This is a genomic window from Hymenobacter sp. R533113, from assembly GCF_056835965.1.
Genome location: NZ_JAKWBD010000001.1, coordinates 482152 through 508197, shown reverse-complemented (window position 1 = coordinate 508197; position 26046 = coordinate 482152). Strand labels below are relative to the sequence as shown.

Annotated in this window: 24 protein-coding genes and 2 pseudogenes; 20 read left to right on the top strand and 6 right to left on the bottom strand. The window is 60.9% G+C overall.

Annotated elements, in window-relative coordinates:
* Positions 1-13 precede the first annotated feature (13 nt).
* On the top strand, positions 14-1177 hold the full coding sequence (locus MKZ35_RS02335) for an IS630 family transposase (protein WP_482511613.1): 1164 nt from the start codon (positions 14-16) through the stop codon (positions 1175-1177).
* 72 nt (positions 1178-1249) lie between these two features.
* Here the strand turns inward: MKZ35_RS02335 and MKZ35_RS02330 are convergent.
* Positions 1250-2906, bottom strand: a pseudogene (locus MKZ35_RS02330) (IS1182 family transposase).
* Positions 2907-3050: 144 nt separating this feature from the next.
* Here MKZ35_RS02330 and MKZ35_RS02325 point away from each other — a divergent pair.
* The 18 genes from MKZ35_RS02325 (at position 3051) to MKZ35_RS02240 (ending at position 19201) form a co-directional block, all read left to right on the top strand.
* Complete coding sequence (locus tag MKZ35_RS02325) at positions 3051-3347, top strand: transposase (protein ID WP_482511612.1); 297 nt, start codon at positions 3051-3053, stop codon at positions 3345-3347.
* Positions 3348-3618: 271 nt separating this feature from the next.
* The gene (locus MKZ35_RS02320; RefSeq protein ID WP_482511611.1) at positions 3619-4032 is read left to right on the top strand and encodes a PAS domain-containing protein; all 414 of its coding nucleotides are present in this window, start codon (positions 3619-3621) and stop codon (positions 4030-4032) included.
* Positions 4029-4868, top strand: a complete 840-nt coding sequence (locus tag MKZ35_RS02315) for an ATP-binding protein (protein WP_482511610.1) — start codon at positions 4029-4031, stop codon at positions 4866-4868. Before MKZ35_RS02320 ends, MKZ35_RS02315 begins: the two co-directional genes overlap by 4 nt.
* Positions 4811-5557: a response regulator gene (locus tag MKZ35_RS02310; RefSeq protein ID WP_482511609.1), complete on the top strand. Its 747-nt coding sequence runs from the start codon at positions 4811-4813 to the stop codon at positions 5555-5557. The genes MKZ35_RS02315 and MKZ35_RS02310 overlap by 58 nt, the downstream gene beginning before the upstream one ends.
* Before the next feature lie 645 nt (positions 5558-6202).
* Positions 6203-6616 carry a response regulator transcription factor gene (locus MKZ35_RS02305; protein WP_482511608.1) on the top strand — a complete coding sequence of 138 codons (414 nt, stop codon included), beginning with the start codon at positions 6203-6205 and terminating at the stop codon, positions 6614-6616.
* Between the two features lie 67 nt (positions 6617-6683).
* On the top strand, positions 6684-7547 hold the full coding sequence (locus MKZ35_RS02300) for a sugar transferase (protein WP_482511607.1): 864 nt from the start codon (positions 6684-6686) through the stop codon (positions 7545-7547).
* Complete coding sequence (locus MKZ35_RS02295; RefSeq protein ID WP_482511606.1) at positions 7547-8293, top strand: TolC family protein; 747 nt, start codon at positions 7547-7549, stop codon at positions 8291-8293. Before MKZ35_RS02300 ends, MKZ35_RS02295 begins: the two co-directional genes overlap by 1 nt.
* Entirely contained in the window at positions 8290-10557 is a 2268-nt protein-coding gene (locus MKZ35_RS02290; protein ID WP_482511605.1) for a GumC family protein, read from the top strand. Before MKZ35_RS02295 ends, MKZ35_RS02290 begins: the two co-directional genes overlap by 4 nt.
* Positions 10558-10720: 163 nt before the next feature.
* Positions 10721-11875, top strand: coding sequence for an O-antigen ligase family protein (locus MKZ35_RS02285; protein ID WP_482511604.1), 1155 nt, complete (start codon positions 10721-10723; stop codon positions 11873-11875).
* A complete protein-coding gene (locus MKZ35_RS02280) occupies positions 11794-12150 on the top strand; it encodes a hypothetical protein (RefSeq protein WP_482511603.1) in 357 nt (118 codons plus the stop codon). The genes MKZ35_RS02285 and MKZ35_RS02280 overlap by 82 nt, the downstream gene beginning before the upstream one ends.
* 12 nt (positions 12151-12162) lie before the next feature.
* The gene (locus MKZ35_RS02275) at positions 12163-13053 is read left to right on the top strand and encodes a glycosyltransferase family 2 protein (RefSeq protein WP_482511602.1); all 891 of its coding nucleotides are present in this window, start codon (positions 12163-12165) and stop codon (positions 13051-13053) included.
* A gap of 21 nt (positions 13054-13074) precedes the next feature.
* On the top strand, positions 13075-14292 hold the full coding sequence (locus MKZ35_RS02270) for a glycosyltransferase family 2 protein (RefSeq protein WP_482511601.1): 1218 nt from the start codon (positions 13075-13077) through the stop codon (positions 14290-14292).
* A gap of 9 nt (positions 14293-14301) precedes the next feature.
* A complete protein-coding gene (locus MKZ35_RS02265) occupies positions 14302-14433 on the top strand; it encodes a hypothetical protein (RefSeq protein WP_482511600.1) in 132 nt (43 codons plus the stop codon).
* A 51-nt stretch (positions 14434-14484) separates the two neighbouring features.
* Positions 14485-15060: a glycosyltransferase gene (locus tag MKZ35_RS02260; protein ID WP_482511599.1), complete on the top strand. Its 576-nt coding sequence runs from the start codon at positions 14485-14487 to the stop codon at positions 15058-15060.
* Complete coding sequence (locus tag MKZ35_RS02255) at positions 15060-15665, top strand: hypothetical protein (RefSeq protein WP_482511598.1); 606 nt, start codon at positions 15060-15062, stop codon at positions 15663-15665. The genes MKZ35_RS02260 and MKZ35_RS02255 overlap by 1 nt, the downstream gene beginning before the upstream one ends.
* A 24-nt stretch (positions 15666-15689) precedes the next feature.
* Positions 15690-16493, top strand: coding sequence for a beta-1,6-N-acetylglucosaminyltransferase (locus MKZ35_RS02250; RefSeq protein ID WP_482511597.1), 804 nt, complete (start codon positions 15690-15692; stop codon positions 16491-16493).
* A gap of 270 nt (positions 16494-16763) precedes the next feature.
* Complete coding sequence (locus MKZ35_RS02245; RefSeq protein WP_482511596.1) at positions 16764-17870, top strand: glycosyltransferase; 1107 nt, start codon at positions 16764-16766, stop codon at positions 17868-17870.
* Positions 17867-19201: an oligosaccharide flippase family protein gene (locus MKZ35_RS02240; protein ID WP_482511595.1), complete on the top strand. Its 1335-nt coding sequence runs from the start codon at positions 17867-17869 to the stop codon at positions 19199-19201. Before MKZ35_RS02245 ends, MKZ35_RS02240 begins: the two co-directional genes overlap by 4 nt.
* Before the next feature lie 163 nt (positions 19202-19364).
* Here MKZ35_RS02240 and MKZ35_RS02235 read toward each other — a convergent pair whose 3' ends face one another.
* Together MKZ35_RS02235 and MKZ35_RS02230 are read right to left on the bottom strand one after the other, a co-directional pair.
* Positions 19365-20060 (bottom strand): PA14 domain-containing protein, encoded by a 696-nt coding sequence (locus MKZ35_RS02235; RefSeq protein ID WP_482511594.1) that lies wholly within the window; start codon positions 20058-20060, stop codon positions 19365-19367.
* Between the two features lie 50 nt (positions 20061-20110).
* On the bottom strand, positions 20111-22711 hold the full coding sequence (locus tag MKZ35_RS02230) for a hypothetical protein (RefSeq protein WP_482511593.1): 2601 nt from the start codon (positions 22709-22711) through the stop codon (positions 20111-20113).
* Positions 22712-23692: 981 nt separating this feature from the next.
* On the opposite strand from MKZ35_RS02230, the gene MKZ35_RS02225 reads away from it, so the two are divergent.
* Positions 23693-24106, top strand: a complete 414-nt coding sequence (locus tag MKZ35_RS02225; RefSeq protein WP_482511592.1) for a hypothetical protein — start codon at positions 23693-23695, stop codon at positions 24104-24106.
* Here MKZ35_RS02225 and MKZ35_RS02220 read toward each other — a convergent pair.
* The 3 genes and pseudogenes from MKZ35_RS02220 to atpC all read right to left on the bottom strand — a co-directional run bounded on the left by MKZ35_RS02220 (position 24081) and on the right by atpC (position 26024).
* Positions 24081-24344 (bottom strand): transposase, encoded by a 264-nt coding sequence (locus tag MKZ35_RS02220; RefSeq protein ID WP_482511591.1) that lies wholly within the window; start codon positions 24342-24344, stop codon positions 24081-24083. The two genes, MKZ35_RS02225 and MKZ35_RS02220, sit on opposite strands and share 26 nt — an antisense overlap.
* An 80-nt stretch (positions 24345-24424) precedes the next feature.
* Positions 24425-25551, bottom strand: a pseudogene (locus MKZ35_RS02215) (trans-sulfuration enzyme family protein).
* A gap of 227 nt (positions 25552-25778) precedes the next feature.
* Positions 25779-26024 (bottom strand): ATP synthase F1 subunit epsilon, encoded by a 246-nt coding sequence (atpC, locus tag MKZ35_RS02210; protein ID WP_457081699.1) that lies wholly within the window; start codon positions 26022-26024, stop codon positions 25779-25781.
* Positions 26025-26046 lie beyond the last annotated feature (22 nt).

Below are 26046 nucleotides of genomic sequence, written 5' to 3'. Positions count from 1 at the left end.
GCGTTGGGAATCTATGGCCCGTCCAATCACTCCCTTTCCCCTGCCGGCTGCTGACCAAGCCGCTCTCGAAAATTTTACGCGCACTGGTCGCCGGTCGGTACGGGCGGTGCGTCGCGCCCAGGCCCTGCTGGCGCTGGCCACCGGTATCGGCCAGCAGGCCGCCGGCCAAGCCGTGGGCTTAAGCCGACAGGCGGTGAGTCAGCTCCGCCGCCGCTACGAAGAAGGCGGCTGGCAAGCCGCCCTCAGTGAAGCGCCACGGAGCGGCGGCCCGCGGCGTTTCGACGGGGCAGACCGGGCCGCTATCACGGCCCTGGCCTGCACCCAGGCCCCGGTGGGGCACAGCCGCTGGACCCTGCGTTTGCTGGCCGACAAAGCCGTGGAACTGGCCCTGGTGGAAACCATTTCCCACGAAACAGTGGCGCAGGTGCTCAAAAACGAATTGCAGCCTCACCGCCAGCAGCACTGGTGCCTGGGGGCGGTGAATGCGGCCTTTGTGGCGCGGATGGAAGACGTGCTGGCCGTCTACGAGCGGGCCCACGATCCACGCTTTCCCGTTGTCTGCTTCGATGAGCGGCCCTGCGTGTTGCACGGCCAGCCCGTCGAGCCGCTGCCGCCTGTGCCGGCCCAACCCGCCCACGACGGCCAGCGCGCCAAAGCCGGCCGGCCCCGGCGCGAAAGCAGCACCTATGTACGCCAGGGCACGGCCTGTTTGCTGGCCGCTTTTGAACCAGCAACCGGCCAGCGCCTGGTCGAGGTTTCCGCCCGCCGGACCGGGGCGGACTACTGCCGTTTTATGCAGCGCCTGGCGGCGGCCTACCCGCAGGCGGAGAAAATCGTGTTAGTGCAGGATAATCTCAACACCCACACCGATGCCGTCTTTTACCAGCACCTGCCCGCCGCGCAGGCCCGCGCCCTGGCCGCGCGCTTCGAGCTCCATTACACGCCCAAAAATGCCTCCTGGCTCAACATGGTCGAACTTGAACTCTCGGCCATTGCCCGCCAGTGTCTCCACCAGCGCATCCCCACCCAGGACGAGCTCACCGCCCACGTGGCCGCTTGTGTAGCCGAGCGAAATGAGCGCCGGGCCACGGTCAACTGGCAGTTTTCCCTCGAAAAAGCCCGCACCAAACTCGGCCGACATTACCAGAAAATTAGGGTGCCTAATTCCCCTGACTAAGCACTAGTCGCCAGTTATGTTCGTCGATAACGGGGTTCTCGTTACAACGGGATACTGTTGGCGAATTCATCTTCAAGCCATTGCGGGAGGCATTAATCGCTCGAAAGCGGCCCGACGGGTCTGGGCTAACGGCACGTCGTTTACCCAGTTAACGATCCGCCACAGGTTCATTGCCGTCGCGATAAAGACGTGCTGTAAATGGGTTTTGGCCAGACCCACGTAGCGCGAACGGCGCAGGCCAAAGCCGCGAACCCCTTGCGAGAGGGTGCCTTCAATGCCTGCTCGCCGATTATAGAGTAGGGGCCAGTCCGCCTGACGGTCACGCGCGCGGGCCGCTTGCAAGGCTTCCTACTGGGCATCGGCTCGCAGCTTAATACCCCGGCGTTTCATGCGCGTACACTGCGTGCGAACGGGGCAGGGCCCGCAGTGCTTACGGGAGAATTTAATAAACACGCGGGGCTGGCCGTTTTCCAGCGTCCTAATCCAGGATTGTGACGGATGCCCCTGGGGACAAGTGGCTTGCTGCGCGTCCCAGTCCACGTGGAAATCCGCCGCCGCATACCCTTGCCCCGCTAACGCCTGCCATTTCTGGTCTTTCCGGGCGGGCCCCACTAACTCCACCTGATGGCGTTGCTGACTCTGGACGAGCAGCTCGGCGCTCACGTAAGCGGTGTCGACCAACTGCTGCGACGGTAGTAACCGCCTGTCAGCCAATCCCTGCTGAATGTGAGGCAAGGTAGTCGAATCTGCCTCGGTGCTGACGGTGGTCGCTACCTGCGTAATCAAATGCGGTTGGTCGTCTTCGCAGGTTTCACTCAAATGGACTTTATAGCCCACCCACGTCGTGGTGCGTTTCCGACTAAAACGAGCTTCTAAATCATAGGGAGAGCGGATGAGCTGCGCGGAAGGAGGTAATTCGTCCTGATTCTCCACGCGCCAGACAAGTTGGCCGTCTACTACCCGAAACGGTTGGAGCCAGACCCGGCGCAGGATGTCAACGGCTGGCAGCTGCCACAGCAGGGTGGCCTGTTCATCCCGCTCTATTCGCTCCAGGAGCCACCACCCGTCCTGCAACTTGCTGCGCATAGGCCAATCGCTGGGGTTTGGTGTGCGGCAGGCGATACTCCTCGGCGCGGGGGCCGTACCGGGCGGCCCACTCGGGTTGCAGATGCTTCCCTAACCAGTCTGGCACGAGCATGGTCAGGCGGTTGAGGGTGAAGCGCATCGTTTCTATGACGCACTCCAAACGGTTCATAGCCCGGACACGGGCCAGCACATGCGTCGAGTCCGTGCGTTGTTTACCCCTACCCCCGGCTTTCAGCCAGTTGTGGTCCTGGCAACAGACCAGCAGGTGATTAAGGAGTCGTTCTTCGGCATTGCCGGCCACTAAACGCTGTCGAAATTCAGACAGGACGCTAAAGTCAAACCCGGCATCGGTCAGCTCTAAGCCCAGCAGATACTTCCAGTCGATGCGACTTCGCACGGCATCGGCCGCTTGGCGGTCCGAGAGATTTTCGGCGAATGGCAGCAGCGTCACCAACGCCAACTGCCAGGGAGACTGTGCTGCTTGCCCGCGTTGCGGAAACAGGTCGGCAAAGAGGGCATCGTCATACAGCGTGCCCAGGGTGTCGCGCAGCTGCATATAGCGATTGCCGCGTGGGAATGCCGCCTGCACCACCTGGCGCGTTTGGGGCGGAACAGGCGTGCTGGGTTGGGAGTGTAGGCTCATGAGCAGAAGCGGTTAAGATGCCTCCGAAAATAGCCTTTCTACTCCAAAACGAATTCGCCAACAGTATCCCGTTGTAACGAGAACCCCTGTAATCCCTGCTACCGACGGGCTTTACATCGTCAGCAGACCCCGCAGGGGCAACGCATGCGGCTCCTGCGCCAGAGCACGGTGGAACCCGTGTTTGGCAGTTTGCTCCAACACTATGGCCTGCGCCGCGTGAACACGCGTAGCCGTGCCAGTGCGCATCAGACGATGCTGCTCGCCGCCATGGCCTACAATCTCAAAAAGCTCCCGAAGCATCAACCACAGAAATGCCGCACGATTGCCCTTGCGTTACCCCCACCTCCACCTGTAACGCCGCTTTTTGAGCTGCGAACACGACGAATGGTGGCTAACAGAAAACGGATGAAGATATTGATATTCACTTACAAGAAGGCCTGAGTTCTGCAACAGCCACGAGAAGGTTATCGGACCTTACGGTAGCTTCGCGTTCCATAGTCATTTGGTGTCGCTTACTCCTTTATATTGCTCCATGTAGAACTCGTCTCCCCTACTTGTGGAAATAAAGCAGGCGGAGCCCCCACCTCGAGGACGTCCGGCGGCACACCCATGCGGAGGAGCTGAAATTGCTCGTCAAGCTAGGGTTTGCCATGCATAGCAGCCCGCTGCCTTGGGAAATGGTCGTACCTAAAATCTGAAAGAGATGCCCCCTATGACTACCTCTGAAGAGATCAGCGCCCTGCGCCGCCGGGTAACCGAGCTGGAAGAGCTACTGCGCGCGGCCAGCTCATTGCCGCTTGGCTCGCCCACTGAGCTGCCCCGCCAGGTGATTGACGCGAGTCCTAACCCAATTTACGTGCAGGACGCAGCTGAGCGCTTTATTCTAGTAAATGAAGCGTACGCCCGCCTGCGCCAGGCCAGCCCGGCTGAGCTGCTGGGGCAAGCCCCCCACTGGACAAGGAGCTCGATGCCCAAACCCAGGGGCTTCTGGCGACCGGCGCCACCGTCAGCCGCGAGGAGTGTCACGCCGCGGCGGCCGCTTCCCCCACGTGGTATCACACCATCAAAAAGGCCCTGGTGCAGCCCGACGGGACCCGATACCTACTCAGCATCTCGTCCGACGTGACGGACCTGAAGCGCGCGCGGGTAGCCGCCGAGGAGTCCACCCGGGCCAAAGAGGTGTTTCTGGCCAACATGAGCCACGAGATCCGCACCCCCATGAATGGCATCGTGGGATTGGCCCGCCTGCTCAAGAAAACGACCGTCACGGCGGAGCAGGCCGACTACCTCGACCTGATTCTGGCCAACGCCGACAACCTGCTGGTGGTCATCAACGACATCCTCGATTTTGCCAAGATTGAGGCGGGACGCCTCGACCTGGAGACGATTCCCTTTGACGTGGCGGCCACCGTGCGTGGGGTTACCCGCTCCCTGGCCCTAGTAGCTGAAGCCAAAGGCTTGCAGCTGCGCACCACCCTGCCTGCAGACTCCCTGCCCGTGGTGGCGGGCGACCCGGTGCGGTTAAGCCAGATCCTGATCAACCTGATTACCAACGCCATTAAGTTTACCAACGTGGGCCACGTAGCCGTCACGGTAGACTGGGCGGCCCCACCCACGGACGGCGGCCCCCTAACCCTGCGCTTCGGCGTGGCCGATACGGGCATCGGCATCCCGGCAGACAAACTGGAGCAGGTGTTTCAAAGCTTCACCCAGGCCAGCACCACCACCACTCGCCTGTACGGGGGCACGGGGCTAGGCCTGACCATCAGCAAGCACCTGGTGGAACTGCAGGGGGGCAAATTGGGGTGGACAGCGCACCCGGACGGGGCAGCCACTTCTACTTTACTCTGTCCTACGCGCTCACCAGCCAGGCAGCCGCCCCCGCCGCCGGCGTCGCCTGGAATTTGCCCCCCGGCCTGCTGCGGGGGCTGCGGGTGCTGCTGGTGGAAGACAACGACGTGAATCTGCTGCTGGCCTGCTCCCTGCTGCAGGAGTGGCAGGTGGAGCTGGCGGTAGCCACCGACGAGGAGCAGGCCCTGCGCCTGGCCCGCACCCGGCCCTTCGACCTGATCTTGATGGACATCCAGATGCCCCAACTCAACGGCTTGGAAGCCACCGCCACCCTGCGCCGCACGCCCAACCCCAACCAACACACCCCCATTGTGGCCCTGACGGCCAACGCCCTGAAAACCGACGTGGACTCTTATCCCCACGCTGGCTTCACGGACTGGCTGGTCAAGCCCTACCACGAGAATAACCTGTACCTGGTTATTGTGCGCAACACCGGCCGGGGCTACCCCGTGGCGGCCGCCGAGCAGCCCGCCTACGGCTTCCAGGGCCTGGGCAAACTGGCCAACGATCCGGCCTTCATCCGCAAAATGCAGCAGCTGTTTATTGACACCGTACCCCAGCAGTTAGCCGAATTGGGTGAGGCGCTCACCCTGCCCGACTGGCCCGCCGCCACCCGCCTGACGCACAACCTCAAGTCTTCGTTTGGCAATCTGCAGGTGGAGGAAGGCCTGCGGCGGCTGAAGCTGATGGAGGAAAACCTCAAGCAGGGCCCGGAGGTGGGCTTGCTGCGTCAGCACCACCGCGCCGTCCAGCAGATTGCCCGCGACTTGGTCGCCACCTTCGCCGCCCAGCTGCACTAGCTGCAGCGGGCGGGCGGCCTGTTCCCGGTGCGCCTTACTGGGGGGTACAGTCCGCCTTGGCTGGCCAAGCAGGGCTATAGCTATTTAATAATATTGCATCTTTTAAACATGAGTTGGGGACGGGCAGCCACTACGGCAACATCAACACTCTCAGATGCGGCCCTATTTGTCGTTTGAGCGGTCCCGCTGAAGATTCTTACTTAATCGTTTACTTATAAATATAATTATATTAATACAAATTTAATGTACTTATTACTGCTATTCTTCAACGCGCAACGCAGTTTCAAACTTGCCATATTAGCTTCGCACCCAATATGGCTCAACATATAATTTATTTAATTTAAGTAATTTAGTGTATTGACATTATAAATTTAATTAGATATATTTAGACTATTAATAGCACTTATTCGCTTAAGTGCTTTACTTACATCCTGTCCTACTGATAATATTCTTTAGTCACCGTTCCCGCGGGTATTATCCTCGTCGGAGTTAGATCCAACTACCCGTCCGGCAGAGCAGGCTAGTAGTGCTAGTCCTGGCTGCACCAACTTCCCCACCCCACCCAATAGTACTTTTTTCACTTTCGCCCGGTCTTTTCGGGGCGGACCTGGCTGCCTATGCTTTAACCTCAAACCTTGAATTTTTATGCCGCACGCTACCCTTAACTCTTCCTTCGCGCAAGCGAAGTACTTGCTGGTGATTGACGATGAGCCCGCAATCCGGCTGATTTTGGAGCATTATTTTGCCCACGCCTACTGCGTGGTCCTCACCGCCAACGGGCAGGAGGCACTAGACTGGCTCGAGCGGGGCAACCAGGCCGCCGCCATTGTACTCGACTACGAAATGCCCCTGATGAATGGCCTGGACTTCATCAAGCGGGTGCGCCTGGATCCGGCCCACGAAAACACGCCCATTCTGGTGCTCTCCGGCACCGATGAAACCAGCACCAAGATTCTTTGCCTGCGCCAGGGCGCCGACGACTACCTGGTTAAGCCCTTCAACCCGGAGGAGCTGGAAATCCGCATTCAGAAGATTTTCTACCGGGTGAGCGCCGCTTAGAGCCCCGGCTTACTCATTCCGCCCCACCCGCGAGGGTGAGGCGGGAAAACAATTACTGACGCAACGCATGGAAGCCTTATTCAACCAAGCTTACCCCGACGCCCCCGCTAGATTTAAGCTTTTACCCCGCTGGCGATTTCTAACGGGCCGGGCGCCGGTGGCCCGATTCCCCGCCCGCCCGGCCCCAACGCCCGGCATCCTGCCGTTTAATAAGCGGGTGTTTGATGTGCTGGTCGCCGCCGGCGGCCTGCTCTGCCTACTGCCTCTGTTTGCGTTGGTGGCCTTGCTCATCAAGCTCGAATCGAGGGGGCCAGTGTTTTACTACTCCTTTCGGGTGGGCACGGGCTACCGCATCTTCCGGTTCTGGAAGTTCCGCTCCATGCGCCCCGATGCCGACCAGCAGCTGACCGCCATCAAAAACTTAAATCAGTACCAGCGGACCGCGCCGCCGGCGGTGGCCAGCGCCTGCGCCTGCGGCGGGGAGTGCCGCGGCCAGCTCATCGATAAGCACGGCCAGCGCGTATGCGAGCGGCAGTACCGGCTGCGCCGGAAGGCGGGCACGGAATCGACCTTCGTGAAAATCGCTAATGATCCCCGCGTCACCCGCCTGGGCGCCCTGCTGCGCAATACCAGCCTCGACGAGCTGCCGCAGCTTTTCAACGTGCTGCGTGGGGACATGTCTATTGTCGGCAACCGGCCCCTGCCTTTGTACGAGGCGGAAAAGCTCACCACCGACCAATTTGCGGCCCGCTTCAGCGCCCCGGCGGGCATCACGGGCCTGTGGCAGGTCAGCAAGCGCGGCAAGGGCAAGATGTCGGAGGAGGAGCGCATCGCCTTGGACGTGGAGTACGCCCGCACCTACTCCCTGCGCCAGGACCTGCGCATTCTGCTGCTCACCGTGCCGGCTCTCATTCAACAGGAAAACGTCTGATGAAAACAACCTTGCTAGTGCTCGGCTTAGCTGCCGGACTCGCGGTAGCGGCTCGGGGGCAAAGCGCCCCGGCCGGGGCCCCGCTGGACTTTTTTGGGGCGCCCGAGCTCGTGCTGCCCCGCCTCTGCGAGGCGGCCATCAACCACTCGGCGGAGGTGGCCCAGCACGAAGCCGTGCGGGCCATTGCCAGCCAGGATTTGAAGATGACCCGCAGGAAGCCTCTGAACATGCTGGCCGTCACCTCCTCCTACAACTACGGCACCTTGCCCTTCTTTGCCACCGTGGACGGCCCGCCCCAAAGCTCGCAGTTCAACCCCTTTGCTCAGGGTGCCAGGGCCCAGTACTCCCTGGGCGTGAACCTCGTCGCGCCCCTGGATATGCTCGTCAACCGCCGCAGCGCGGTGCACCGCCAGGAGCTGGTGGTGGACCAGGCCGCCGCCGAGCGCCGGCAGGTGGAAAGTGAAGTGCGCCAGCAGGTCATTGTGCACTACCAGCAGCTGCTGCTGGCCCGCACGGCCCTGCAGCACTACCAGGACGCGCTGCAGACGGCCAGCGTCAGCCGCAAAATAGCGGAGCGCCGCTTCAAGGAAGGCGAGATTCAGGTGGACGAGCAAATGGCGGCCATGGACTTCTACGGCAAGGCTTTGCTCGCCCAGGAAGAAGCCAAGAACAAGTACCAGACGGCCCTGCTGCTGCTGGAAGATCTGATCGGCATGCCCATCCCCACCTTAATGGCCCAACGATGAACGTACGCGACTTTATCCGGCGCCTGCGGCGGCACTGGCTGCTGCTGCTGCTCATCCCGCTCACGACGGCCGGCTCCATCTACGTCTTTACCCGGTTTCAAGCCAAGAAGTATACCTCCGACACGGTGATCTACACCGGCATTGCCTCGGGCTACAAGATTGAGGGCGGCAACAACGACAGCGGGGGCGGGTGGAATGCCACGGCCACGGCCTTCGACAACCTGCTCACCCTCATCAACTCCCGCGACACGCGCCAGGAGGTATGCCTGCGTCTGCTAGCCTGGCGCCTAATGACCGACGCCCGCGCGGGGGGCAAAGAACCTGCTGCCGAACCAAATGCGGGTACAGTAGATAAGCTGCTTAGCCGCCTGGGGGGCAAAACGTCGGCGGACAAAACGTCGGCCTATCAGCTGCTGCTGTCCCCGCAACTTAAGAAACGTCTGACGGGCCCCACGCTGGTCGAAACGACGAATCGGGTGCTGGCCTTTTACCAAACCACGCCCTCCAACCCTCTGTACCGGCTAATTCATTCCAAGGACCCGGAGTTTTCGGAGGAGGCCCTGTGGCGCATCGACGCCACCCGGGTCAAGGACAGCGACCTGGTGCGGATTGAGTACAGCGCCGCTGACCCGCGGGTGTGCCAGAAAACTTTGGAGCTGCTCACCCAGGTATTTATCCGCAAGCACCGGGACTTGTTTACGGGCCAGAACGAGTCGGTTATCGGCTACTTCGATCAGGCAACCCAGAAAGCTTACCAGCGCCTGCAGGCGGCCGAGCGGCGCCTGCTGGCCTTCCATCAGCAGCACAACATTGTGGACTACGACAAGCAGATTGTGGCCTCGACGGAAGAGCGGCAGCTGTCGGCCGACAAGTACAACGCCCTGCAGATGCAGTACGCCGGGGCCACCTCCTCGCTGAAGTCGGTGGAAAGCAGCCTGAGCAAGCGCGGAGTGTCTAACCTGAAAAGCCAGGAGATCATTCGCCTGCGCAACCGCCTTTCGGATTTGAACGGGCAGATCACGGAAGTGGAGCTGCTCAACCAGGCCCAGCCCAGCCCGGCCGCCAGCGCCCGGCTCGCCAGCCTGAGGCAGGAGGCAACTCAGCTGTCCGACAGAATCGGGGAGACGGTTAACAGCTACTACAGCAGCTCCCAGGCCACCCAGGGCGTGGCGGCCAAGGACCTGGTCACTGACTATACCAAAAGCACCCTGCTCGTGGCCGACCTGCGCAGCCAGCTGGGGCTGATGCGCCAGCAGAAGGAAGCCTCGGCCAGCCAGTACAACCAGCTCGTGCCCCTGGGGGCCGAAATCCGCAAGCTCCGCCGCGAGGCGGAGGTGGCCGAGAAGGAGTATCTCTCGCAAATGGAGGGCATGAAGCAAAGCAAGCTGTCCCAGCAAAACGGTGTGTTGGCCTCCCAGCTGCGGGTGATTGACCCGCCCTACTTTCCCCTGGACGCCAACGGCTCCAAAACCCTGCTGCTAATGGTGGGGGGCTTTTTGGGCTCTTTCCTGCTGCTGGGGGCGGGGCTGGCTACGGCCGGCATGCTCGACAACTCCCTGCAGCAGCCCGCCGTGGCCACCCGGACCACGAAGTTTCCCGTGGCCGGCATCCTGGCCAAAACGGACGGCCTGACGCAGCAGCAGCGCCTGAACGCCCAGCGCGCCGCCGACCACCTGGGCCGGCAGCTCCTGCTCAAGTTTCAGCAGCCGCGCCCACCCGACAAGCCCTACGTGATTGGGGTGCTCAGCAGCCAGAGCGGGGAGGGCAAGACGGCCGTGTGCAGCAGCCTGGCTACCAGCCTGCGGGCCATGCGCCTCAAGACCCTGCTGTTGTTTCCCGACACTCATTATCAGCCCCCGACCAACCCCGACGAGAGCCGCTTTTACTCCCCTTTGCTGGGCTTAGCCCCCGGCGCCACGGTAGCCGACTTCACCGGTAAGGCCACTACGCCGGACACGGTGGTGATCATCGAGTTTCCGGCTTTGCTTGAGTCGGCTTACCCCGCTTCCCTGCTCCAGGACTTGGACCTGATTCTGGTGGCCGTGCGCGCCGACCGGGCCTGGCACCAGGCCGACCGCACCATCTTCGACAACATCAAGCGCATCGCCCGCTCGCCTATTGAGCTGGTGCTGAACGGGGTGCTCCCCGACTACGTGACTGACTTCATCGGCAAGCAGGCCCGGCCCCTGGGTGCTTACCCCAGCCCCGCGCTGCCGCCCCACCCCGAGCAGGCCCTGTTGCATCCATCCCCCCAAGCTTCCTAAAAAGCCCCCCAGCGCTCCGTCAAGGCGGAAAGCTATAGCTGCCGCCGCGCTACCAACGCACCCTTCTGTTCCCTCGGCCTAGTCTGGCCGACTTGGCGCCCTCCTGCTTATATCTAGGGTAGAGCGGCGGCCCTCCACGATCCTTTTCTCCTGCCCCACTCCAGTGAATCAGCTAGCTACCTTCACCAGTCTCCACTCCAAAAAGCTGCTCTGGCCCCTCGGGTTGGGGCTAGCTATTGTAGTGGGGTGGCTGACGGCGCGGGCGGGGCTGGTGGTGCCCGGGCTGCTGCTGACCCTGGCTTTGGCCGGGCCGTTTGTGCTGGCGCTTTTCCGGCAGCCTCGCCTGGGCGTAATTGCCCTTGTCGGGTACTGCTTCCTGCTCTTTATTCCGGTGCGGGAAATAGGCGGCGTGCCCTATGGTATGGCCGTCGATGTGCTGCTGGTGCTAACCTGGGTTGCGGTAGCCTTCAATCAGGAGCGGTTCACCTGGCAGCGGCTGCGCTCCGACCTCATGCTGGTGACCCTGCTCTGGTTTGGGTTCAATATCCTGGAACTGGGCAACCCGGCCGGGGCGAGCGTGGCGGGCTGGTTTCAGGAAATGCGCAGCACGGCCCTCTACTGGGCCCTGAGCGTGCCGCTGGCCCTGCTGCTGTTCAACCAGCGCCACGACCTGAACCTGTTTCTGTACCTGATTATCGGCTTGTCGGTGCTGGGCACGCTCAATGGCCTCAAGCAGGAGCTTGTCGGCTTATCGCCGGGCGAGCAGGCTTTCTTGTACGAAAACGCCAAAACCCACCTGCTGTGGGGCAAGCTGCGGGTGTTTTCCTTTTATAGCGACGCGGGCCAGTTCGGGGCGGCGCAGGCCCACATGGCCGTGGTAGCTTTGGTTTTAGCCCTGGGCCCTTATGCCAGGTGGAAGCGCCTGCTGCTGGGGCTGGCGGCTATATTCTTACTCATCGGCATGCTGATTTCGGGCACCCGGGGGGCATTATTTTCCCTGGGCGTCGGTCTGGGGGTGGCCCTGCTGGTGACCAAGAATATCAAGGCCCTGGTGCTGGGCGGCCTGCTCGTGCTGGGCTGCTTCGGGGTGCTTAAATACACCACCATCGGCAATACCAACTACAGCATTTACCGCATGCGCACGGCCCTCGACCCCCAGGATGCCTCCCTCAACGTGCGCCTCCAAAACCAGCTCGTGCTGCGCGACTACCTGCGCAGCCGGCCCTTCGGGGGGGCGTGGGCTCCATCGGCCACGCCGGCATCAAGTACAACGCCGGCAAAACCCTGGCCGCCATTCCGCCCGATAGCTACTGGGTGAAAGTGTGGGCCATGTACGGCATCATCGGCTTACTCCTGTGGCTGGGCATTCAGCTCTATATCCTGGGCAAGTGCTGCGGCATCGTGTGGACCACCCAGGATAAACACCTGAAAGGTAAGCTGCTGGCTCTCACCGCGGGCTTCGCCGGCAGCCTGTTTTCCAGCTACGGCAACGAGGTCATCAACTTCATGCCCTCCGCCCTGATCGTGTACCTCACCTGGGCATTCGTGTTTGCCGGTCCCCGGCTCGACACGCCCCGCCCGGCGAATTCCTAACCAATCCAAGCTATGGCTGCTCCCTTGGTTTCCATTATTTCCATCAACTACAACCAGGCCGCCGTGACCTGTGCGCTGCTGGCCTCCCTGCGCCGGCTCACCTATCCGCGCGTGGAGATACTCGTGGTGGACAACGCTTCGCCCACCGACGACCCCAGCAGTATTGCCGAGCGCTTTCCGGAGGTGCGGCTCCTGCGCTCGGCCCAGAACCTGGGCTTTGCGGGGGGCAATAATCTGGGCATGGCGCAGGCGCAAGGCGACTATTTGCTGTTCCTGAACAACGACACGGAAGTGGATCCGGGCTTCCTGGAGCCCCTGGTGCGCTTGTTTGAGGAAGACGACCGGGTAGGCATTGCCTCGCCCAAGATCCTGTTTTTTGGCACCGATAACATCATTCAGTACGCCGGCTCGCGCGGCGTCAATACCTGGACCGGGCGTAGCGTGACGGTGGGGCAGTACGAGCCGGACCGCGGGCAGCACAACCACTCCGGTCCCACCAAGCTCGCCGACGGCGCCGCCATGATGGTGCCGCGCCGCGTCGTGGACGCCGTGGGCCTGATGCCGGAAATGTACTTCCTCTACTACGAGGAGCTGGACTGGTGCGAGATGATCAAGCGGGCCGGCTACACCTGCCATTACGTGGCCGATTCGCGGGTGTATCATAAGGAGTCGGTGTCGGTGGGCAAAGCGTCGGTGCTGAAAACCTACTACATGAACCGCAATCGCCTGCTCTTTATCCGGCGCAACTGCAACGGCTGGGCGCGCCTGACCAGCATCGCCGTGTTTCTGGCCGCCGCGCTCCCCAAAAAAGCCGTGCAGTTCTCGCGCCACCGCGAGTGGGACCATCTGCGCGCCCTGGGCCGCGGGCTGCGCTGGCACCTGCAATACCCCAACTACAGCTAACTATTTCTTAAGCAAAGCTTTATGATGATTATTTACACCATCGCCCACGGTTTGCTCTACGCGGTCGGCACCTTTCTGCTATTGAACTGCCTGTACCTGCTGTTCTTCGCCGTGGTGGGCCGCCGCCGGGTGCGCCTGCCGTTTTTGGCGCCGTCCGCGCTGGCCGGGGGGCATTTGCGGCGCCTGTGCATCCTGATTCCGGCCTACCGCGCGGACGCCGTGATTGTGGAAACCACGCAGGCGGCGCTCCGCCACCAGTACGCCGGCTTCCGCGAGGTGGTGGTAATTGCCGATGGCCTCCAGGCCGCCACGCTCCGGGCCCTGAAGCGGCTGGGCGCCACGGTTATTCCGGTGCAGTTTGAGCGCAGCACCAAGGGCAAGGCCCTGCTGCACGCCTTGACCCAGCTTCCCGCTGATCAGTACGAGGTGGCCGTGGTGCTCGACGCCGACAACCTGATGGCACCGGGCTGCCTGACGAGCCTCAACGCGGCTTTCGGGGCGGGCTATCGGGTCGTACAGACCCACCGGACGGCTAAAAACCAGAACACGGCCTTTGCCCTGCTCGACGCCTGCAACGAGGAAATCAATAACCATATCTACCGCAAGGGCCCTTTCGCTATGGGCCTTTCGTCGGCCCTCATCGGCTCGGGCATGGCCTTCGACTTCGCTTACCTACAACGCCTGCTCGCGGGCATTGGCGAGACCGTGGGCGAAGACAAGGAGCTGGATTTCCGCATTGCCCGCGACCAGCAGAAAATCTGCTACCTGGACACGGTGTATGTCTACGACGAGAAAATCGAGAATGCCCAGGTCTTCACCCAACAGCGCACGCGCTGGCTGGCCTCGCAGCTGGAGTTTCTCAAAAAGTACAGCGGCGAGGGAGTACGGCTCCTGCTAAAGGAAGGCAACGGGGAGTTTTTCAATAAGGTCGTGCAGACGTTTCTCGTGCCGCGCACCTTGCTCATTGGCGTGCTGGGACTGTTTTTCCTGGCCTCGCTGGTGCTGCCGGTGGGGCCGCCCATCCTGTTTTGGGCCGGCCTGCTAGCGGTGCTGGCTTTTACCCTACTCCTGTCTCTGCCGGCCCGCTTGTACAACCAGCAGCTCCTGCACGCGGTGCTGCGCCTGCCCTACGCCATTGGCTGCATGGTCCTCGCACTATTTCGCATCAACCGCACCAAGACGGCCTTTCTGGCGACCCCGCACAAAATGCACGAGGCTCCCATTCACCTGCCAAAATAGCCCCCCAGTATGCCTTTTGAAATTATTGCCCTGCCGGCCCTGGCCTGCCTGATCCTGGGCTTTGTCCGGGGCCTGTGCGCCCGCCCCGAGCCCGAACCGGAAGACGACTCCGATCTACTCTCGCCAACTACCAAATCCTAGGCGGTCCGGCATTAACCCGGCTGACTAAGTGCTCATCGAAACAACTTTACCATGACTGTGCTGGAATTTCTGTGCTGGGCGGCCCTGGCGGTGCTGGCCTATACCTACCTGGGGTACGCCGGGCTGGCTGGCGTGTGGGCCCGCGCGTTGGGGCCGCGCGCCGCGTTGCCCGGCTTTGAACCCGACGTCACGCTGGTGGTGCCCGCCTACAACGAGGCACCTATTCTGGAGGCCAAGATTGCCAATTGCCAAGCCTTGGATTACCCCGCCGACAAGCTCCGGCTGCTGTTCATTACCGACGGCTCCACCGACAACTCCGCCCAGGTACTGGCCCGCCACCCCAACATCTGGCACCTCCACACCCCACTGCGGGGCGGCAAATCGGTGGCCGAAAACCGGGCGATGGAGCACGTCACGACGCCTTACGTCGTATTTACGGACTGCAACACGAACCTGAACGCCGGCGCCATGCGCGAGCTGGTAAAGCACTACCAGGACCCGCGGGTGGGGGGCGTTTCGGGGGAGAAAAAATCAACCCTCAGAGTTCCGCGCCCGGCGCCGGCGAGGGCCTGTACTGGCGCTACGAATCCTTTCTCAAGCGCTGCGACTCGCGCATCTACAGCCTGATGGGCGCTGCCGGGGAGCTCGTCTCGTTTCGCACCGACTTGGTGCAGCCCCTCGAAGCCGACACGGTGCTCGACGACTTTGTGCAGTCCCTGCGCATTGTGCAGCAGGGCTACCGGGTGGTGTATGAGCCGCGAGCCTACGCCACCGAAGATCCTTCTGTTTCTCTGACGGAGGAGTGGAAGCGCAAAGTTCGCATCTGCGCGGGGGGCTGGCAATCCATGGTGCGCCTGCGGGCCCTGCTCGTGCCGCGCCATCCTTTGGTAACATTTCTCTACGTGTCGCACCGGGTGCTGCGGTGGAGCCTGGCGCCTTTGGCCCTGGCCGGTCTGCTGCCCCTGAGCGCGGTGCTGGCCGTGCAGCACGGCGGACTGTATGCCCTGCTGCTGGCGGGTCAGGGGCTGCTCTACGCCGGGGCTGGGCTGGGCTGGCAGGCCGCGCGCGCGGGGCGCAGCCCGAAGGGGCTGGTGGTGGCCCTGTATTTCTGCCTGATGAACGCGGCGGCTTTTGCCGGCTTCTGGCGCTTTCTGCGCAAGGCCCAGCCCGCCGCCTGGGAAAAAGCGACCCGTCACCCCGTTGGGGTGCCTTCGCTGGCCAAAACCGCGTGACCCGGCTTATAAAGTCAATTAGCAATGAAAATAGCTCACTTGATTATGGTGCACAAAAACCCTGAGCAGGTCGAGCGGCTACTGACGGCGCTGGCCCACGAAGGCGTTGATTGCTTCCTGCACCTGGACCGGAAAGCGGACATGCGCGAGTATGCCTATCTGGCTAGCCGGCCCAACGTGTACTTTACCCCCCGGCGCTTTCTGGTGCACTGGGCGTCCTACCGCTTCACGCGCGCCATCGTGGAGAGCGTGCGCGACGTGCTGGCCACGGGCGTCGCCTACGATTTCATCAACCTGCTGAGCGGGCAGGATTATCCACTGAAGTCTGCTTCTACTATTCATCGCTTCCTGGCGCGCCACCTTGGGCAGTCGTTTCTCTCGTTTGAGCCCGAAGGCTCGGCCTGGTGGCGCCACGCCATTACCCGCATTGAGCGGTATCATACTACCTATTTCAACTTTCGGGGGCAGTACTGGCTGCAGGACTGGATAAACCACTTGTTTCCCCGGCGCCGCTTTCCCCTGCCTTACCGCCTGTACGGGGGCCCCGACAGCTCCTGGTGGACCCTGAGTCGGGAGGGCGCCGACTACCTCGTTCAGTTTTTGGATGCTCATCCGGAGTTGCGGCGCTTCAGCCTGTTTACCTGGGGCTCCGACGAGTTTTTGATTGCCACCGTGCTATTAAACTCGCCCTTGCAGGGCCGCATTGTCAACGACAACTACCGCTACATTGATTGGTCGGGCGGGGGGCAAATCCGAAGGTTCTCACCGCCGTCGACTTCGCTGACCTGGCCCACTCCCCCAAGCTCTACGCCCGCAAGTTTGATATAACCCAGGATGCCAGCATCCTCGACCGCATTGACCGCGAGCTACTGCAAAGATGGCAGCCCGAAACAAGTCTGAACCCCGCCTAACGCCTAAACTCCCTCTCACTCCAGCCCCCAGCCCCATGGCACCTTCAATTCACGGCCGCGACATTGTTATGGTAGGTCAGCAGCCCTGGGACACCCCCATTGGCAGCAACTGCAAGGATATTGCCCGGGAATTCAGCCGTCACAACCGCGTGCTGTACGTCAATGCCCCCCTGGACCGCAACACCCTGTGGCGGGGGCGCCACGAGGCGGGCGTGCAGGCGCGGCGGCGGGTGGTGCGGGGGAGGAAAAGGGCCTGCAGGCCGTCAGTCCCAACCTGTGGGTACTCACCCCCGACAGCATCCTGGAGTCCATCAACTGGCTGCCCGAGTCGGCCCTCTACCGCTTCTGCAACCAGATCAATAACCGCCGGTTCGCCGACTCCATTCAGCGGGGCCTGGCCGAGGTGGGCTTTCAGAACTTCATTCTGTTTAATGACAACGACATATTCCGCAGCTTTCATTTAAAGGAGCTGCTTGCCCCCAGCGTCAGCGTGTACTACTCCCGCGACTACATGCTGGCCGCCGACTACTGGCGCAAGCACGGGCAAAGGCTGGAGCCCGAGCTTATTATCAAGAGCGACGTGTGCGTGGCCAACTCCAGCTACCTGGCCGACTACTGCCGGCAGTACAACTACTTCTCTTTCGACGTGGGCCAGGGCTGCGAGGTAGCGCTAAATTTGCCCCCCACAACGGCACCTGCCACGCTCCAGCAGCTGGCCCGCCCCATTATTGGCTACGTGGGAGCCCTGGTCAGCTCCCGGCTGGATATTGCCGTTCTGCACTATATCAGCCAGCAGCGGCCGGCTTGGAGCCTGGTGCTCGTGGGCCCCGAGGATGAGGCTTTCCGCGCCAGTGCCCTGCACCAGCGGCCCAACGTGCACTTCCTGGGCACCAAAGCGCCCGCGGAGCTGCCGGCTTACATTCAGCATTTCGATGTGTGTCTGAATCCGCAGCTGCTCAACCAGATGACCATCGGCAACTACCCGCGCAAAGTGGATGAGTACCTGGCCCTGGGCAAGCCCGTGGTAGCCACGCGGACCCAGGCCATGGGTGAGTTCGCCGCCTGCACCTACCTGGCCGACTCTGGCGAAGAGTATGTTGAGCTGATTGAACGGGCTTTATCTGAAGATAGCCCCCAGCGCCAGGCCCAACGACGCGCCTTGGCCGCAACCCACACCTGGGAGAACAGCGTCGAGAAGATTTACGCCGCCGTGCAGACGTACTATGCCCGCCACGCTCCGCCAACCGCTGCGCACCAACCAAGTGAGCTCCACCTTAGTCACGCACGGGCATGAGGGCGTTTTTTACGAACCGTCACTTTCTGTCCCTGACCGGCAATGGGGTCATGGCGGTGTTCAGTGTGCTCACCTACAGCCTGCTCTACCGCTTTCTGGCCGCCGCCGACATGGGCAACTGGGTGTTTTTCCAGTTCTCTTTTCTGCTGCTCGACTCTTTCCGAACGGGCCTGCTGCAAACGGCCCTGATCAAGTTTTTTGCCGGCGCCGATGAGGCCCGGCAGCAGGCGGTGGCCGGCGCGGCTTGGTTCCTGGCCCTACTGGTTACGGGGGGCTTTTTAGCGCTCAATGTTCTGGCCCTGCCGTGGACTGGGGGGCTTACGGACGCCGGAGTACTGGTGCTGTTGCAATGGTTCGGCGTGGCCCTAGCCGTGACCTTACCTTTTAATGTAGCGACCTGGATGCTGCAGGCCGAGCAGCGCTTCGACTGCATTCTGTATATCCGCCTGCTCAATCAGGGCTCCTTCATTGTGCTGGTATTTGGCGCCTATATGCTCGAGCGCATTAGCCTGACCGCTGTGATGTACGCATTCGTGCTGAGCGCCCTGCTCACTAGCACGGTGGCCATTGGGGCCGGGTGGGCACGCCTCGGCGCCCTACGGCACCGCACCGCCGCCACCGTGCGCGAAGTATTCCATTTTGGCAAATACAGCTTCGGCACTTACCTGTGCGCCAACCTGTTGCGCAGCTCCGACACGTTCATCATCAAGTTCATGCTGGGTCCGGCAGCATTGGCTGTTTACAACCTGCCGATGCGCTTACTCGAGGTGCTCGAAATCCCCTTGCGGAGTGGGCTGGCCACGGCTATGCCCAGCATGTCGGCTGCCATGAACCGGCAGCGCGAACCAGAAGTAGCGGCTATCATGGTGCGCTACATCGGCTTTTTGAGCCTCTTGTTTTTACCAGTAGCAGTTGGGGCGGGGCTGCTGGCCGACGTGCTAGTGAGTGTGGTGGGGGGCGAAAAATACGTCACGACCGAGGCCGCCCTGATCTATCGCCTTATGCTAGGCTCAGCGCTGCTCTTTCCCCTCGAACGTTTTTTGGGCGTCACACTCGATATCATCGACAAGCCTCACCTGAACCTGGTGAAAGTCTTGCTGGCCCTGAGCGTAAACGTTGCCGCCGATATTATCTGCATCAAACTCACCGGCAGCGTGTACGGGGCCGCCCTAGCATCGGTATTTACCTTGCTGGTCAGCACCATCTACGGCTACGTGGTGCTGGGTCGTTACCTACCGCTGCGGTTGCAGGCTATCCTCCCTTTAGCTTTAGACGATGTAGTGCGGCGCGGAACGGTGCTTTTTCAAAAACTCCGGCCAAGCAAGTCTTAGTTTTTACAGAGGCAAAGGAGGCAATGTGGCCTTCTACCTTCCGTACTTAAATAGCCCCCCACAGTGTCTGAAAGGCAGAAAAACCGGCTGCCCGCAAAAAGCATGAGCTACCGGGTTTTCTGCCTTTCACTATTTGCCAACCAGTAGGTGCGGCAACAGCTACTTAGGGCATGAAGGTAATGCGTTGGCTCACTACCTGACCGGGAGTCTCCAGCCGCAGGAGGTACACACCCGCGGCCAAGTTTTGGCTCGAAAGAGCGAAGCGCTTCTGCTCACCGGCGGCCATGGTCCCCGTGAAGATTCGGCGCACGAGTTTACTCTGCGCATCATACACAGCCAAGGTAACCGGCCCCGCCTTGGGCGAGGTAATAGCAAGCGTGGCTTGGTCAGCAAAGGGGTTAGGATATACCGTTAGCTCAGGCACAACCGCCACCTTACTGGCTGCCAACGTGCTGGCCGCCTGCACCAAGGAACTAGCAGCCATCGAAGTTGAGAATGGAATCAGTCGGCGGCCCGGAATGGGCGCTTCGGTCTGGCCATCGGGCAGCTGCCAGCTTACGGCCACAAAGTCGCCCCCGCCAGCTTCCTTTTGCAAGGCCTCAATGTAGTAGCGGCGACCAGCTTCCAGACTGACCGGCGCCGATTGCTGACCAGGATATTTATTCCACTGGCCGTAATCCGTATAGCCCGAATACCCCGCAATCTGCACTTTCCGGGATGGGTCATCGTCGGGGCTGAGCCACAGCTGGCAATCATCATCACCACTCAAACGGAAAGCGTAGCTGCCCGTCTGGGGTGGGCAGACGTAGCCCCGGATGCGGGCCCCGAAGTTGTCGCCCGCATTGCGGGGGCTCTCCAACTGGCTTAAAGCAAGTGTCTTATCGGGGCGTGTCTGGACGGGGATACTTGCTACGGCCGTTCCGCCGATACCAGTCCATTGCTCCCACTGAATGGTGCCCGCGCCAGGGCAGGCGCTCGTGGTGGGGGCAAATTTCCACTCCGGCCCGACACGACCACAAACGTGGGAGTTTCAGTTATAGTCAGCTGCAATCGGCCACCGGGAGTACGCACCCACGTCAGGCTCATATTGGCCTGCCCCGCGCGAGGCCGATACACCCGCGCCGAATCGGCACCCAGTTCCAGCGTGTAGGTGGCAGTGCGCCCCCGCTCATCGGGCACCACTAGCGCGTACGCGGTATTGTTGCCGCTCTCATAGCGGTCTACCAGCGGGTCTTGGCTGATGGTGGCCTTATAGGTGTAATCACCCAGCAAATGAGCGGCTTGGCGCAAAAAGTCAGCGGCGGGCTTGGGCGTTTTATCCGGATTAAGGAGCCCCGACGTACTAAACTGGACCGGGTCGCCCGGCTTATCATCGTAGAGTTGGTAAAAAAATACCCGTTCCACGCCCCAGCGGGCGTAGAGCAAGGCCGTGCGTAGCAGCCAGTCGGCCTGGGTTTCCAGTACCGAGCGGTTACCGATGGAAATTGCCTTCAGCGGGCTGCCCTGGTTGGTATCGTAGCCGGTTTCCGTAATCCAGACGGGCATCCCACCGGCGTCTTGGTGGGCCAGGCGCACAAAGTCGCGGGCCACCTGCCCGGCCTCCGATACTTCGGGCGCGGCTCCGCGCGTGGAGTTGCCATTCTGCGAGGAGCGCGCGTCATTGGAGTATAAGTGGTAGTTGATAATGTCCCAGCAAAGGTTCACGGAGCCATCGGGACGCAGGCCGCGAAACTCCCGGCACCAGTCGATCATGCCCCGCACGTAGTCGGGGTTGGGGGAGGCCAAGCCCGCCATCACCACCTGCACCGACGGGTCGGCATTTTTAACTCCCACGCCCGGCCCCATGGTGTTCTGGTGCCCGTCGTAGAAGGCCGAAAGATTGGCGGCATACTCCCGGCCGGTTTGGTAGGCTTTGCGGCCCTTCCACCACTTATCCCGCTCATTCTCGCACTCGATGTACTTGATCAGGCCCAGGCCAATTTGCACTTGGTTGATGGCGTCGCCACCCCAGCGCGGGCCGGAATTTACCCGCACCAGCGCGGGGTCGAGGCTGGGGTTAAAGCCGTAGCGGGCCATAAACTGGAAGCCCACCTTGGCCTGCTCGAGGTAGGAGCGCGGGTCGGCGAAGTCGCGGCCGTAGCGCACGGGCACATTTTCCAGGTCCCGCTCGCCCTCGGGGTAGGTCGCCAGCAGCCAGGGGGGCAGCGTTTTCAGGCACGCCAGCACCTCAAGGCCCTCCGCCTTACAGCGCTGATAGATGGCGTCGTAGTTCCAGCCGCCGCGGTGGGTGGGGTTGAAGGTATAGTTGCCTTCGGTCAGCTCCAGTTTTTCCCAGTCGATGTAGTGCCGGATGCCGGTAAAGTTTTTCACGGCCGCCAGCCGGGCCTCGTCGATCTGGCTGGGCGCGTTCGGATCCTCGAAGTCCCACTCAAAGGCGTTCACGCCTAGCTGCTGCCGCAGCTTGATCTGTTTCTGCTGAGCCAGCACCGAGGGGTCGGGTGCCGACGGGGGATTACCGGCCGTGTAGGAGCCGTACAACTCAATTTCGGTGGGGTAAGCCCCAGAAGCCGTGAGCACGAGGTAGCGGATATTGGTGAGGGGCGAGCGGAGGCGAAACTCCTGGGGCCGAGCCGGGTCGGGGCCCACCCACTGCCCAGATTGCCCCCCCGTGAATATGGCCACCGGAATGCGCTGCCACGTATCCGTAATGCCCGACAAGGTCATCGGGTGCTGGGGGTTGCTGCCACCCCCGTCGTAGAGCCGGATACTTTCCAGGCTCATCACCTCCCCCGGATGCAAGGGATAATAGGCGTCGAAGGTGGGCAGGATTTTGCCCCAGCCAGTGGTAGCAGTTGTGGACGTGGAGCCATCAAATAGGGGCCCCAGACCGTTGCCAACGTTGTTGAGTTGGTACCAGCGAGCGGCTTGCAGCGGAATCTTGCTGCCGGGGGGCAAATTGCCCCCCGGCGCCGGTGGATTGGGGACTGGCACAGGAACCGGCGCCGGGTCAGGAGTTGGGGCTGGCGCTCCACCCTGCGCGCGCCCAAACACCCTGATTTTGACCGGAATATTGTTGCTGTACTTATGAATAACGAGGGCATCGGCTGTTACTGCTCCGGCTACCGGCAAATCGACCCACTGATTGTACTGGGTTCCATCGAAGGTGCCCAGTAGAGTACGCTCAGTGCCCTGCTGGGCATAAATGGTCGCCGGCCGATCCGTAAATACGCCTTGAAAATCAAACAAAGACAAGCGGCTGAGCGCCGTGGGCTGGCTGAGTCGAAGCGTGACGTCGACGTACTGAAAATTGGCCGGCAGCCAGCTGTCCTGCACCTTGTTAGCGGGGTCGTCATCCAGCCACGGCGAGTAGTCCTGACCGGTCGGGATGCTTGGAGTGGCCGCAATAATGGGCACTGCCTGCTCGGTACTGGTTTGACCATAGGTAGTTCCCAGCAGCCCATAGCTGAGCACGGTTGCCAGCCAGCAACGTCGCATTCGCAATTTTTTCATCGTAAGGTGAGCTTGAAGGTTGGTCCGATGCCAGCGGTCCTGTTTAGGCAGTGGCCGGGCTTGAAGGAATATGCTCCCGAGCAGGGAGCGTTGTCCTCCTAAGGGAGGTGACGCCTGGCCAGGCAAACTGACCAGCGCGGGCGGGGTGGGACCCTTTTTTACCGCTACCTTTTCGGTTGGCAGGCGGTCGGATAGAACATTAGATCCACGGCACCGCTAAGCATGCCCGTCGGTTGGAGTTAATGTTGAGAGGGCCAGCATTTACACTACCCTGTTTCGGATGGCTAAAGTATACTGTTGCTCGATAATTCCTAGTATATCTTTTTGGGCACCAACTAGTAACAAGCCTGCTATGCAAGCAATTGTCAGTAGTGCAGCGCAAATTGTACTAGCTAGCACTTAATGCAATTGTTCTAATCATTTGCCCTGATTTGAACGCTACTGGCAAGGTGGCAGCAGGATTAGTCAATTTAATAACGGCAGTATTGCTTGTCGATATAGCTGCTATCTGCCTTAATAAGGCTAGTGTATTTTGTTACAACAACATAATTTAGCACGTAGGTTGACGCTGCATTTCTCACCATCTATGTGCCTAAGGAGGAGCTTAAGGTTTTATAGTTTTCGGTTTCGCCGTTGCCAGTTGCTGCGCTGAGTCAGAGGTGACAGGGGTAAAAAAAGTAGGTGAGGTGGTCTAAGTATGACGAACAGAAGAAGGACGACTATTTCTTCTGTGATGACCGCTGTCGTAGCCGATGCCGGGTACAGTTCTGGGGAGAATTATGAGCACCTGGAAGCGCAGGGCCCGACGGGCTACATCGCGGCCCTTGGCCGGGCCGGCGGGCCGTGGCGCTCGACCAATGCCTGTAGCAGGCGCACAACGCGGGCAGGGAGAAATCCACCTCAATGCCCAGCACTTCCCGGTTCCAGTCTTCCACCACGTTTAGGGGGCGGAAGCGCCGCCCGTCAGTCAGCGCGTCGCTTATGAAGTCCATCCACCAGCACTGGTTCGGCCCGTCGGGCACGGTCAGGGGCCGCTTCACGCGCGCGGGCAAGCGGCGCTTTTTCCGCCGATGGTACTTGCAGGCGCTGGGCCTGATAGAGGCGCCAAAGGCGTTTATGGTTGAGCAGCAGCCCGTTTTTGCGCAACCGGTAGTACTACTTCCAGAAGCCCCCGCCCGGATGGCGTTTGACCAGCGCCAGCAGGGCGGCCACGACGGTGGCGTCCGCCGCTTGCCGGGCGGCCTGGTCGCCCCGACCGGACGGCGTGGCGTAGCTGTCGTGGGCCAGCCCTCCAGGGCGCAGGCCCGGCGACGGCTCAGCCCCCGCGCTACGGCCTGCTGGGCCACGGCCCGCCGCTCGGCCGGGGCCACTACTTTTTTCGCAGTACCTCCTTGACGATTTGGTTTTCCAGGCTCAGGTCGGCCGCTAGTTGCTTGAGGCGGCGGTTTTCGTCTTCCAGGTGCTTGAGGCGTTGCAGTTCGGTGAGCTCCAGGCCGCCGTACTTGCTCTTCCACTGGTAAAACGTGGGCTCACTGATATTGTGCTCCCGACAGATTTGGGTGATGCCCTGGCCCTGACTTTGTTGGCGCAGGATGCCAATAATTTGCGCTTCGCTAAAACGGCTCTTTTTCATGGGCAGTAGGCAAAAGGATGGAGAAGACCCTCCCCTTCCTCTACTTTTCACTGGCCTACTTCACGAGGAAGCCCACAGCTCTACCCTTGCTCCAACGCCTGCTCCAAATCGGCTAATAATTCTTTTTTCAACTCAATCCCTACTGACAGGCGCACCAAGCCTACTGTAATGCCCAGTCGCTGCTGCTGCTCTAAGGTGAGGGCGCGATGCGAAGTGCTGAGTGGATGCGAGAGCGACGAATCAACACCCGCCAGCGAGGGCGCGAACGGAAAGCGCTGGGAGCGACGCATAAACTGATTTACCAGCTTTGCCTCATCGGGCAGACGAAAGGATAGCATACCACCGAACTGTGTGCCGCCCTGAGCGGTGGCAAGTAGGTGTTCGGTGTGGCTTGGCAAGCCCGGATAATTAACTGCTTGCACGATCGGGTGGCGGTCCAGCATCTCGGCTATAGCCAACGCGTTGACACTATGCTCCTGCACGCGCAAGCGCAGGGTTTTTAGGCCTCGCACGGCCAGCCAGCTTTCCATTGGGCTCAAGGTTAACCCCAATGTCATTCCGATTTGGCGGAGGCGCGCGGCCGTTTCGGGGTGGCAGCCACCACTACCCCAGCCGTTACATCAGAGTGCCCAGCCAAGTATTTGGTTACGCTGTGCAGCGTGATATCAGCGCCATACTCGATAGGACGAGTAATCAACGGTGTAGCAAACGTATTGTCGATAACCAGCTTTACGCCATGCTGCTGGCACTCTTTGGCCAGAGCCCGCAAGTCTACTACCCGCAGCAGCGGGTTACTCATCGTTTCGGCTAATAGCAGGCGAGTGCGGGTTTGCAGATGAGGCTTTAAGTCGTAGAGTTCTTCGAAGGGCACATAGCTCACCGAGATTCCCAAGCGGCCTAATTCCTGATTCAGCAAAGCCGCCGATCCACCATAAATATCGGCGGCACAAAGCACATGGTCGCCCGTCTCGCAGTAAGCCAAAATTGCCGCCAGAATTGCCGCCATTCCCGAGCCAGTTGCAATTGCCCCCCGCCCACCTTCCAGCCGGTTGACGGCCTCAGCCAGCTCATCGGAGTTAGGGTTGCCGTTACGAGAGTACATGTAGCGGCTACCAGGCTCATCGAAATACTGGGCTATGCCATCCAGATCTTCAAATTTGAAGACCGACGTTTGATAGATGGGAGTAATTTTGGGGTGGATATGCATAAATCGCAGATTTTGCGGATTTAAAGTGATTTTGTGGATTGGGGGGCAAATTAGGCAGGCATGCTCATCTGGCGTCCGGCACGAAACATCTCGCATGCTGGCATTGAATTAGTAATCCAGCTAAACACGCGAGATACTTCGCTGCGCTCTGCATGACACTAGCTTCACCAAAAGCAAAAAAGCCTTTCCCAACAAAGGAAAGGCTTTTTGTTTCAGTCTGAGCCAGTTTAAGCAACTACGCCTTCAGCCAGCACAATAACATTGTTGCGGAGCACTTCCACCACGCCGCCTTCGATGCGGAAGGACTCGCGGCCAGCGGCACCGTTCACGTTGATGCTACCCGCTTGCAGCGCACTGATGAGGGGAGCGTGGTTGTTAAGCACTTCAAAAAGCCCATCCGCCCCTGGAAACTGAGCCGAAGTGACCTCACCCGCGAATATTTTCCGGTCTGGCGTGATGATTTCTAAATGCATATTGGTGGAATTGTTGAATGGC